We start from the raw sequence: 12491 nt of genomic DNA, 5'->3' as shown, positions 1-12491 counted from the left end.
AAGTCCCACTCGTCCATCTCACCGACTACGTACCAGTAAACTCTCCTGAGCTGTGCTGGTGGTGCAACTCCCCCCATCGTTTCCTGCCATTGACCTACAGCCTGCTCGAATATGTATCGGTAAAAAACTTCATAGTCATCAACCTTCACGTTCATGCCACGGAGAGATCCGTAAAGGTTAGAGCCGTCTACAAAGACTGCAAATCGACGCATAGTGGAGGGCAAAGAGCTAGTGTGTATAACATATCTTCGACAGACTCACGCTGCGTTACATCACGCACTGAGTCTGCATACGATGAACATGGATTTCGCAGAAGTGCGCGCGAGTCATAAGGATACGTACGTGGTTGGCAGGCAGAATAGCAACTCGCCTGCACGTTAAGCACGAAAACCTCTTGCAATGAAGTTGCGGTTCCGGCCAGACATGTGTCTTTAAGGATGCAACGCCTCGAAGGCAGATACACATTGAGACGTTGACCGACCGTTGGCCGACCAACAAACCTCCGCCATGTCACCCACCGAGCCGACCGACACCCCAAAACTTCTCGATCAGGTCCGGACTGTGTGCCGACGCAAAGGCTACAGCTATCGGACCGAGAAAACCTACATCGGATGGATCACCCGGTACGTCCGCTTCCACGGAACGCGACACCCGAAATCCTTCGATGAAACGCACGTACGCGCCTACCTCTCCTACCTGGCAACGAAGCGCCGCGTGGCCGCCGCAACCCAAAACCAGGCGCTCAACGCGCTTCTGTTTCTGCACCGCTCTGTCCTTGGCGCCGACTGGGATTTCGTGGATGGCTTTGTCCGGGCAAAGAAGCCGAAACGCCTCCCCGTCGTCCTTACACCAGACGAAGTTGCACTGCTTCTCACGTCGATGGAAGGCACCAACCGTCTCGTGGCGTCCCTTCTATACGGGGCCGGCCTCCGCCTCTCCGAAGCGCTCCGGCTGCGTGTGAAAGACCTTGATCCGGACTCCGGGCAGATTACGGTCCGGCAGGGCAAAGGGAAAAAGGATCGCCGCACCATCTTCCCCGAATCCCTCGAAACAGCCATCGATCGACAACTCCGTAAGTCACACGTCTTGTGGAAAGAGGACGTGGAAGCGGGCTTTGGAGGCGTGTCGATGCCGACGGCCCTCACGCGGAAGTACCCCAACGCATCAGTAGAATGGGGCTGGCAATACCTCTTCCCGTCTCGCAACCGGTCAATGGATCCACGAAGCGGGCACATACGACGGCATCACCGGTCCCCGTCGGCCGTTCAGCGCGCTGTCAAGAAAGCGGTTCGGGCCGCGGACATTGCCAAGCCTGCAAGCTGCCACACCCTCCGCCACTCGTTCGCGACACACTTACTGGACCGCGGAACCGACATCCGGACCGTGCAGGAGTTACTCGGCCACCAGGACGTGCGCACAACGCAAATCTACACCCATGTCCTGCGCAACGGACACGCCGGTACGCGAAGCCCCCTTTCAGTCCTCAACCTCCACCGATGAGAGAAACGTGGATACAAACGTGCCTGCCATCCACAATCCACAATCCAAAACCCACAATTCTCCCCTACCGCTCCGCCTTCAGCGCCACCAGCAGGTGCGGTCCCAGCTCCAGCGTATCGCCCGGGGCAAAGGGCCCGTCGGCGTCCACCATCTCCGCCAGCTCCGGAACGAGCGTCCATGACTGGCAGGTCTTGTCGTCGAGCTCGTTCGTCTCCTCCGGAAGCGTGAAGGCAATCGGCTCGTTGCCCTGATTCATGAGAACGAGGAAACTCTCGTCCTTGAGGCGCTCACCGCGGGCGTCGATGTCTGGCAGCTCCCCCCGGAGAAGGAAGCCGAACCCGCGGAGGTCGTCGTCGGACCAGTCGTCGTGCTCCATCCGACGCCCGGCAGGGTGCCACCATAGAACGTCCCCGGTCCCCTCATCCGTGTCCGCAGCCGACAGGAAGTGGCGCCGCCGAAAGCTCGGGTGCTCGCGGCGAAACCGCGTGAGCTGCTTCACGAAGTCGAGAAATTCCTCCTCGCGCTCATCAAGGTCCCAGTCGTACCAGGTGATCTCGTTGTCCTGGCAGTAGGGATTGTTGTTGCCGCGGCGGGTGTGGGAGAGTTCGTCCCCGCCGAGGATCATCGGCACGCCCTGGCTCAGTAGCAGCGTCGCCATCAGACTGCGCTTGCGTCGCTCCCGGCATTCGATCACCGTCGGCGAGTTGCTCGGCCCTTCCTTGCCGCAATTGGTCGACAGGTTGTGGTCGTGCCCGTCGCGGTTGCCCTCTTTGTTGGCCTGGTTGTGCTTGCGCTCGTAGCTGACGAGATCCTGCATCGTGAACCCGTCGTGCGCGGTGACAAAATTGATCGAGGCAAACGGGCGCCGGCCGCTGCGCTCGTACAGATCACTCGAGCCGGCCATCCGCGTCGCCATCTCGCCGCTCAGGCCCGTGTCGCCCTTCCAGTAACCGCGGACGGTGTCGCGATAGCGCCCGTTCCATTCGGCCCACTGCCACGGAAAGCCGCCGACCTGATAGCCGCCCGGCCCGACATCCCAGGGCTCGGCAATGAGCTTGACCTGCGACAGCACCGGGTCCTGCTGGATGATCTTAAAGAACGGTGCCAGCATGTTGATGTCGTACAGCTCTCGTGCCAGCGTCGACGCCAGGTCGAACCGGAACCCGTCGACGTGCATCTCTTCGACCCAGTATCGCAGGCTGTCCATGATGAGCTGCAGCACGTAGGAGTCGCCCGGATCGAGCGTGTTGCCGGTCCCGGTGTAGTCCATGTAGTACCGGCTGTCATCGGGGTGCAGCTTGTAGTACGTCTGGTTGTCGATGCCTCGGAGGGACAGCGTGGGGCCGAGGTGACTGCCCTCACACGTATGGTTATATACGACGTCGATGATGACCTCCAGCCCGGCATCGTGAAGCGACCGGACCATCATCTTGAAGTCGCGCACCGCCGTGACCGGCCCGTTGCTGGAGTACTCCGGCTCCGGCGCAAAGTACGCCAGCGTATTGTAGCCCCAGTAATTGCGCAGGCCTTTTTCCAGTAGGAAACGGTCTTGCAGCTTGGCGTGAACCGGCAGAAGCTGTACGGTCGTCACGCCGAGGTCCTTGAAGTGGTCGATGATGGGCTCGGACGCGATGCCGAGGTACGTCCCGCGCATGGACTCCGGCACGTCGGGGTGCCGGCGGGTGAGGCCCTTGACGTGCGTTTCGTAGATCAAGGTGTCCTTCCACGGGATGGCCGGGGACCGATCATTTCCCCAGGCGAAGGTCTCTTCTACGACGGCTCCGAGCGGGGCGTACGCGGCGCTGTCGCGGTCGTCAAACGACAGGTCCGCCTTGTCGCTGCCGATGTGGTAGCCGAACAGGCTGTCGTCCCAGCGCAGGGGTCGGCCGATGGCTTTAGCGTACGGGTCCAGCAGCACCTTATTCGGATTAAACCGGTGACCGCTGGCCGGGTCGTACGGTCCGTACACGCGGTAGCCGTACAGCTGCCCGGGCCGCAGATTCGTCACGTAACCGTGCCAGATCGGCCCGGTCCGCTCCGGCAGGTCGAACGTCACGGCCGGCTCGCGGTCGTCGGCGTGATCGAACAGCAGCAACTCGACGCGGTCCGCGTTGGCACTGTGCAACGCGAAGTTGACGCCGATCCCATCCCAGGTCGCACCACGGGGATACGGAGAACCCGGGCGAATCTTCAGTCCCTGGTGCTCGTGGCCCGGTGCCGGTCGGCGGCCGGACGGGTGCTGGCGAACGGGGGAGGCGCCGCGAAAGCCGTCGCCGGACGAGCCGGGGACGTAGGATCCGGGGTCCTGAGGTCGGGTCTCGGCGGACTCGCCGGATAGATCGGTTCGAGAATCCACAGTCGGAAACGTCATGGAAGAATTGCGGTCGCTGGGGGCGTCGTGCCGGCACGGGCTGTCAGGCGAAACGGACCCGATACCGCGCAAAACCGATTCGACCGGAGGACGTACCCCGCACGCATCGTTACGAACGACGGATACACTACAGTGGGCAACAACCGGTCCAGATTCACCCGTGAACAATCAGACAGGGTCGTACGACGCTACTACGGGCATTGATCACACAAAATGCCCAAACCCAGCAATCGAATGTCTGCATTGACGTTGGGAAACACAACCAGAAGCCTGCCGGACACGCCTCCGATCTGTGGAATTCATGTGACGGTATGATGGGCCGTCGACCGGGGTCGCACATCACAGTCTTTGCCCACCAGGGTACCGTCATTCGTCGGAGCCGGCAGACGTAATATGCAAAGGCGCGCTGTGGGGCGGGGGAGAATCTAACCAAAGCGACGCGGCAGGATTGGCGCATCGACGCCCGACCTCTCCCCGTGCCGTCCCATCACCCGGGGCGCGTCGGCAGCGGCGTTCCGGGATGTATCGACCACCCGGTAGCGTCGCGCGAAAGGCCTGCCCTACCCCGATACGGGATGTCTGGCGCCCGAGATTGTCATCCTGCTGTAAAGACGCCCGCCTGCCTTTCTGCCGTGCCTGCCAGTTGGTATCTTCCAACCCGTTGCTCCCGATCGGCCCCGGCCGGTCCGTCGAACCTCTCTCGTCCCACAGCCGATTCACGACCCATGACGCCAACGCCTTCCACGTCCTCAACGGCCGCCGACGCTGCCGTGACCGGCACACCCCGCCCCGACGATCCACCTGCCGGGACGACGGCCCCCGACGGATCAACGCTCCCAAAGAAGTGGTCGCGCATCATGATCCCCTTCGTTCGCCCGTCCATCGAGGGGGGCGTATGGCCGATCAAACGCGCCGTGGGGGAAACCGTCGACGTTCGCGCCGGCGTGGTCGTGGACAGCCACGATGCGCTTGCCGTGGAACTCGTCGTCACCGGCCCGGACGGCACGACATCCGTCCATGCGATGACGCCCGAGGAAAACGATGAGTTCAGCGGTCGCTTCGAGGTGGAGCACCTCGGGCGCTACGCCTACACCGTCCGCGCCTGGCTCGACCGGTTTGCAACGTGGCAGGACCAGTTCCGGCGCCGCGTGGCCGGTGGCGAGCCGAAGGAAGAGCTGAAGAGCGAGTTGCAAGCAGGCGTCGACATCGTGCGCGCCGCGCAGAAGAATGCGTCCGGGGCGGACGCCAAGAAGCTACTGGCAGACCTGGAGGCCTTCGAGGCGGGTGACGAGGAGGCCGCCCTCGGAGAGGGCATCGCCGCCCGCGTTCGGCGCAATGCCCCGCACGACATGATGGTTGAAAGCCGGACGTACGAGGTCATTGTGGACCCGGAGGTCGCCCGTTCCGGCGCATGGTACGAGTTCTTCCCGCGCTCCACGCGCGACGACGGGGAGCACGGCACGCTGGACGATGCCGCCGAACGACTCGAAGGCATTCGCGACATGGGCTTCGATGTTGTGTACCTCCCTCCCGTTCACCCGATCGGCATTCAGCACCGGAAGGGAAAAGACAACGCCCCGACAGCCGGGCCGGACGACCCGGGAAGTCCCTGGGCCATCGGCGGGCCGCTGGACGATGGCACCATGGGGGGCCATAAAAGCGTCCACCCGGACCTTGGCGGTCTCGACGCGTTCGACCGCTTCGTCAAGCGAGCGGAAGAGCTCGGGCTGAAGGTCGCCATCGACATCGCTTTTCAAACCTCTCCGGATCACCCCTACGTGGAGGAGCATCCGGAGTGGTTTTACCACCGGCCGGACGGGAGCATCCGGTATGCGGAGAACCCGCCGAAGAAGTACCAGGACGTGTATCCGATTAACTTCGAGAACGAGGACTGGCCCGCGCTCTGGCAGGAACTCAAGAGCGTGTTCGAGTTCTGGATCGAACGGGGCGTCACCATCTTCCGCGTCGACAACCCTCACACGAAGCCGTTCGCCTTCTGGGAGTGGTGCCTGGCGGAGCTGCGGGAGGATACGCCGGAGCTGATCGTTCTGTCGGAAGCCTTCACGAAGCCGAAAACGATGTACGGCCTCGCCAAACTCGGCTTTAACAACAGCTACACCTACTTCACCTGGCGGAATACGAAAGACGAGCTGACCGGCTACGCGAAGGAGCTCTTCCACACGGACGTGGCGGAGTACTTTCGACCGAACTTCTGGCCGAACACGCCGGACATTCTCCACGACTTCCTCGTCCACGGCGGCCGCGCCGCACACAAGCTGCGCTTCGTTCTCGCCGCGACGCTGTCAAGCGCCTATGGCGTCTACGGACCGCCCTACGAACATGTCTTCAACCATCAGCACCCGGACCGCGAGGAGTACTCCCGAAATGAAAAGTACGAGATCCGGAGCTGGAACTGGAAGGACCCGAACTCGCTCCAGGACTTCATGGGTCGGGTGAATGAGATCCGCAACACCAATCCGGCGCTTCAGCAGATGCGATCGATCCGGTTCCACGAAACGAAGAACGACAACCTGATCGCGTACAGCAAGCAGGACGGTGACAACCGAATCCTCGTGGTGGTCAACCTCGACCCGCACAACGCGCAGGAGGGACAATTGGACGTGGACAACGGCGCCCTGGGTCTACCACACGATCAGGCGTTCACAGCGAACGACCTGCTCAACGGCAACCGGTATACCTGGCGCGGTCAGCACCACTACATCCGCCTCTCCCCGGACGCCCCGGCACACATCTTCCGCCTGGAGCACGACGGGCAGCAGCACGAGGTCTTCGAGCGCCCCGTCCACGACTGACAGGCTCCACCCCGGTCTCACGCCTCACTTCCCCGTCGCCTCGCCCTCCCCGGTGGGGCGGCGTCGTTTGTTCAGCGTTCAGGGTTCAACGTTCCGGGTTCCGTGTTTCGTCATCCCCAATCCCCAATCCCCATTCCTCAATACCCAGTCCCCATTCCTCAATCGCGAATCCCCAACGACTCAACGCCTGAACGTGCCAACGCAAAACGCCTGGAAACGCTTCTCTTCACCGTCTTCCAACTCTTCGGAATCGGGCGTTAGAAAACTGTTTCCTGAGAGTACCGTTAGGACGTATTGTCTGTCGGGTGTGTCTGTGCCCGCGCCCCGCTCCGCTTTCGTCAACTAAACTCGATGTGCATGTCCGACGCGTTCCTGAATGATCCGCTCTGGTACAAAGATGCCGTCATATACGAGCTGCACGTTCGCTCGTTTTATGATTCTAACAATGACGGATTCGGAGACTTTCAGGGAATGCGGGAAAAGCTGCCCTACCTCGAGTCGCTGGGTGTAAACACGCTCTGGCTGCTGCCCTTCCTGGAGAGTCCCCTCAAAGACGACGGGTACGACACCGCCGATTACTTCAAGGTGCTGCCGGTCCACGGCGACCTGGACGACTTTCAGGCCTTTCTCGACGAGGCCCATGCCCGCGGCATGCGGGTCATCACGGAACTGGTCTTGAACCACACCTCCGACCAGCACCCGTGGTTTCAGGAAGCCCGGGACCCGGAGTCCGACAAACACGACTGGTACGTCTGGAACGAGACCGACGACAAGTACGAGGACGTGCGGATCATCTTTACGGACACGGAGGTGTCGAACTGGACCTGGGACCAGAAGGCGAAGAAGTACTACTGGCACCGCTTCTTTTCGCATCAGCCGGACCTCAACTACGACAATCCGGAGGTCCGCGAGAAGATGAAAGAGGTCATGTTCTTCTGGCTCGACATGGGTGTCGACGGACTCCGGCTGGATGCCGTCCCGTACCTCTTTGAGCGAGAGGGCACGAACAGTGAGAACCTCCCGGAAACGATCGACTACATCAAATCCCTGCGGGCTGCGGTCGAAGAGCGCTACGGACCGGGCAAGGTCCTCCTCGCCGAGGCGAATCAGTGGCCGGAAGACACACTCCCGTACTTCGGCGGAGAGTCCGTTGATAACGGCGAAGATCATGCCTCCAACGGGCACTCGGGCCACACACCGAAAGCCGAGTCCGCCGAGGGTGCCGAGAACCGGTCTACAGGTCCATCGTCCCCTCCCTCTACTGGCCGTTCACATTCGGACCGGTCAAGCAGGAAGTCCACAGGCGTGCAGATGGCATTCAACTTCCCCATCATGCCGCGGATGTACATGGCGCTGCGACGGGAGAACCGCCGTCCTCTCGTGGAGATGATGGAGCTCACGAAGGACATCCCGGACGACGCGCAGTGGGCGATTTTCCTCCGCAACCACGACGAGCTCACTCTCGAAATGGTGACGGACGAGGAGCGGGACTACATGTACCATGAGTACGCAGCAGACGGGCGATTCCGGATCAACGTCGGGATTCGCCGCCGCCTTGCCCCCCTCCTGGGCGGGGAGCGGCGACGCATCGAGCTGATGAACGCTCTGCTGTTCTCGCTGGACGGTAGCCCCGTCATCTACTACGGCGATGAAATCGGCATGGGCGACGATCCCTTCCTGGGCGACCGGAACGGCGTCCGGACCCCGATGCAGTGGAGCGCGGATAAGAATGGCGGTTTCTCCCGGGCCGAGCACCCGCGCCTCTTCCTGCCCCCGATCAACCGCGGTCGGTACAGCTACGAGGTCGTCAACGTGGAGGATGCGATGAACGACCCCCACTCCCTGCTGCACTTCACGCGTCGACTGATCACCCTGCGCCAGCAGCACAAAAAGGTGTTCGGGCGGGGTTCGCTGGACCTCGTGCCGCTCGACAACCATAGCGTGCTGGCCTTCGTCCGGGAGTATGAGGGGAAGCAGATCCTCGTCATCGCGAACCTGTCTCGCTTCGCCCAGGCGGTTCAGGTTCCCGAAGACGTCGGTCTCGGCGGTCTCGCCCCGGTCGAACTCTTCAGCCAGGCCCCCTTCCCCGCCATTTCATCCGACGAGCCGCATCCTCTTACGATCGGTCCGCACGGGTTCTACTGGTTTAAGCTGGAGCCGGAGGAAGAGGTGGATCGACGCCACGAATCGGAGCGCGTGTTGCACCTGTCCGAGCGCGGACCCAACGGGTCGCCGCTCCCGGTTCTGACCGTGGCAGAGGGGCTTCAGAACCTGCTGGTACCGACGATGGCGAAGTACACGGGGCCGGAGGCGCTTTCGCACATCCTGCCGGACTTCATCGCGAAGCAGCGCTGGTTCGGCGCGAAAGGTCGCCCCATCGACGATGTCAAAATCGAGGATGCGGTGCGGTTGTCGTCAGACCCGACCACCTACCTGTCCATCGTGTCGGTTCAACAGGGAGAGGACGAAGAGCTGTACACGCTGCCCCTGGCGGTCGCGAACGGCGACCGGGCGGAGAAGGTGCTATCCCAACGGCCGGAAGCGGCCCTGGCCTGGATTGACATCGAGTCAACGGAGGAAGACACCAATCGGAAACTCGTCTACGACGCCACAGCACAGTCCGACTTCTGGTCGACACTCTTCCGCTGGTGGCAAGACGGAGGCCGCAACCGTTCACTGAGAGGGCTGTATGTCGCGGAATCATCTGCCGACGCCTCAAACGTGGATGCAGACGCCGTTCGCCTGCTAACCGGCGAACAGAGCAACACGTCGGCCGTGATCGACGGTACCTACTTCCTGAAGCTGTATCGCCGGCTCGAGCGCGGAACCAACCCGGAGAAGGAACTGCTACAACACCTCACCGACACCGGCTTCCGATTCGCCCCGGACCTGCATGGAACCATCGACGTGAAGCGCAACCACTCGCGCTACACAATCGGCATCGTGCAGGAGGCGCTCCCGGTCGAAACCGACGGGTGGAGTCATGCCCTGCAGGCAACGCGCCGCTTCCTCGATCGCGTGCAGGACGCCCCGCTCCCCGCTGAGGCCGGCAACGCTGAGCAGGCAGGGCAGTATGGCCCGACGCACGGCGTCAATGCTCCGGTCTGGCTGGAAGATGTGGCCCCCGAAATGATTCAGCTCACGCACGTCCTCGGTGTGCGGACCGCAGAAATGCACCGCGCTCTCTCCGAGGCGGACGCACCGGACCTTTCCCCCCTTGCTGCGGATGAATCTGCGGGCGACGCCCTCCATGATCGCATCGGGAACGAACTGGACGACACACGGGCGCTGATCGAAGCAGCAGGCACCCGGAGCGACTCGACCATTTCTCCGGACGACGTGCCGGGCGCAGACGCCTGGCAGCGAGCGGAAGAGCGGCTCGATCGGCTCGCGGGGACGGGGGCGGACCACGATCGCATCCGCATCCACGGCGATTACCACCTCGGTCAGGTGCTCCGCGCCGACGGTGATTTCTTCATCCTCGACTTCGAAGGAGAACCCGTCCGCTCCCTATCCGAACGACGACGGCGCGAGAATGCCCTTCGCGACGTTGCCGGCATGCTCCGCTCGATCGAGTACGCCGTGCTCGCCGCATGGCAGGATCACACCGGCACCGAAACGGATCAGGCCGGCTGGGTTGACGCTCTCATTCGCTGGGCCGACATTACATTCCTGAACGCGTACGGGGATACCGCCGGCGACGCCTCCTTTCTTCAGCCGACGGATACCCGCTACGAGTTTCTCTGGGCCTACCTGTTCGATAAAGCCATCTACGAAGTCCGATACGAAATTAATCACCGCCCTTCCTGGGCCTGGCTCCCCCTCCGCGGTCTGCGTCGCCTCCTGAACGATCGCCACATCGTACCGCCGGAACCGGTCGAGTAGCCGCGTGCCCGATTGCGCCCGTCTCCCGCATCCTTTCCCATTCAGATACGCCACATGCCCCGCTTAACGGACGACGATTTCTACTTCTGGAACGAAGGGAAGCATTTCACGAGCTACGAGCGCCTCGGCGCGCATCCGGATGAAAGCGGCACCTGGTTCACGGTCTGGGCCCCGAACGCCCACCAGGTTTCCGTCATGGGCGACTTCAACGACTGGAGTGCCGGCAAGTCGAAGCTGGACCGACGGAAAGGCGGACTCTGGGAAGGGTACGTGCGGGGAGCCGCCCCGGAGGATCGGTATAAGTACCGGATCGAGGCGAACTACGAAGAGCTCGACCGGACCGACCCCTACGCCTTTCGGATGGAGGCGCCCGCGGAGAACACCTATCAGGGCCTCTCCTCGATCGTCACGGACCTGGACGACTTCGACTGGTCCGACGACGAATGGATGAACCGGCGGAAAGGCCCGAGCGGCCTGAAGGAGCCGCTGTCCATATACGAGGTGCACCTCGGCTCGTGGCGGCATGAGGAGCGCGGGGAAAGCCTCTCCTATCGCGAGATCGCCGAACCGCTCGCAGATCACGTCGAGGAGTGCGGCTTCACGCACGTCGAGTTCCTCCCGCTCGCGGAGCACCCGTACTACGGCTCCTGGGGCTACCAGATCGTGGGCTACTACGCTCCGACGTTCCGGTACGGCTCCCCGCAGGATTTGATGTACCTGATCAACTACCTGCACAATCGGGGCATCGGCGTCATCATGGACTGGGTCCCGGGGCACTTCGCCACCGACCCGCAGGGGCTCGCGTTCTTCGACGGCTCGCATCTCTTCGAGTATGAAGACCCACTCATGCGGTCCCACCCGGACTGGGGGACACGCGTCTTCGACTTCGGGAAGGCGGGCGTGCGCAACTTCCTGATCTCGAACGCCCTCTTCTGGCTCGATCGCTACCACGTGGACGGGCTGCGCGTCGACGCCGTGGCGTCCATGCTGTATCGCGACTACTCGCGCGAGGGCGAGTGGAGCCCGAACGCGTACGGCGGACGCGAGAACCTGGAGGCGATCGAGCTCCTCCAGGACACGAACAAGCGCGTCTACAAGCAATTCCCGGAGGCGCTCATGCTCGCAGAGGAGTCGACGGCCTGGCCCGGCGTCTCGAAACCGGTCGATACCGGCGGCCTGGGCTTTCTCTACAAGTGGAATATGGGCTGGATGCACGACACGCTCGACTACATCGGTAACGACCCGGTTCACCGCCAGTATCACCACGGCGAGCTCACCTGGACGCTGTCGTGGGCCTTCTCGGAGAACTACACGCTCCCGCTGTCTCACGACGAGGTCGTGCACGGCAAGCAATCACTCTGGAGCAAGATGCCGGGCGACGACTGGCAGAAAGCGGCGAACATGCGCCTTCTCTTCACGCACATGTTCGGCCACCCGGGCAAGAAACTCCTCTTCATGGGCGGCGAGTTCGGGCAGTACCACGAGTGGAATCACGACGAGTCGCTCGAATGGCACGTTGCCGAGAAAGACCTGCACCGCGGCATCCAGGCCTGGTTCTCGGATCTCAACAAGCTGTACAGGGACCACCCGGCGCTGTGGAATGACGAGAATGACGGCTTCGAGTGGATCTCCTACGACGACCGCGAGAACAGCGTCGTCGCGTACGTCCGGCGATACCAGGGACAGGAGCTCGTCTTCATCCTCAACTTCACGCCCGTCGTCCGCGAGAACTATCGCATCGGCGTGCCGGGAGGGGGCGTCTGGACCGAGCGGCTCAACAGCGATGCCAGCGTGTACGGCGGCGGCAACGTCGGCAATCAGGGGACGGTCCACGCCGAACCCGTAAGCGCCCACGGGCGAACGCACTCCATCCAGCTCAAGCTGCCCCCGCTCGCCGGCCTCGTCCTCGAACGCGGCACCGA

General features: G+C 62.6%; 5 protein-coding genes and 1 pseudogene. 4 read left to right on the top strand and 2 right to left on the bottom strand.

Annotated features, from left to right (window positions below):
* Positions 1-212: pseudogene (locus ACFCU0_RS11210) on the bottom strand (NYN domain-containing protein); the annotation flags it as partial.
* Positions 213-507: 295 nt separating this feature from the next.
* Here ACFCU0_RS11210 and ACFCU0_RS11205 point away from each other — a divergent pair.
* Positions 508-1500: an integron integrase gene (locus ACFCU0_RS11205; RefSeq protein WP_434973760.1), complete on the top strand. Its 993-nt coding sequence runs from the start codon at positions 508-510 to the stop codon at positions 1498-1500.
* A gap of 64 nt (positions 1501-1564) precedes the next feature.
* Here the strand turns inward: ACFCU0_RS11205 and glgX are convergent, their stop codons facing one another.
* Positions 1565-3871 carry a glycogen debranching protein GlgX gene (gene glgX, locus ACFCU0_RS11200; protein WP_434973759.1) on the bottom strand — a complete coding sequence of 769 codons (2307 nt, stop codon included), beginning with the start codon at positions 3869-3871 and terminating at the stop codon, positions 1565-1567.
* A gap of 857 nt (positions 3872-4728) precedes the next feature.
* On the opposite strand from glgX, the gene ACFCU0_RS11195 reads away from it, so the two are divergent.
* The 3 genes from ACFCU0_RS11195 to glgB form a co-directional block, all read left to right on the top strand.
* On the top strand, positions 4729-6684 hold the full coding sequence (locus ACFCU0_RS11195) for an alpha-1,4-glucan--maltose-1-phosphate maltosyltransferase (RefSeq protein ID WP_434973761.1): 1956 nt from the start codon (positions 4729-4731) through the stop codon (positions 6682-6684).
* Between the two features lie 357 nt (positions 6685-7041).
* Positions 7042-10569, top strand: coding sequence for an alpha-amylase family glycosyl hydrolase (locus tag ACFCU0_RS11190; protein ID WP_434973758.1), 3528 nt, complete (start codon positions 7042-7044; stop codon positions 10567-10569).
* Between the two features lie 54 nt (positions 10570-10623).
* Positions 10624-12491, top strand: a 1868-nt coding sequence (gene glgB / locus ACFCU0_RS11185) for a 1,4-alpha-glucan branching protein GlgB (protein WP_434973757.1), incomplete at its 3' end; no start/stop codon positions are given.

The organism is Longibacter sp. (assembly GCF_051155795.1).
Taxonomy (GTDB): Bacteria; Bacteroidota; Rhodothermia; order Rhodothermales; family Salinibacteraceae; genus Longibacter.
Note: the sequence above shows the minus strand (reverse complement) of the source record. Positions and strands in the feature narration are given on the sequence as shown.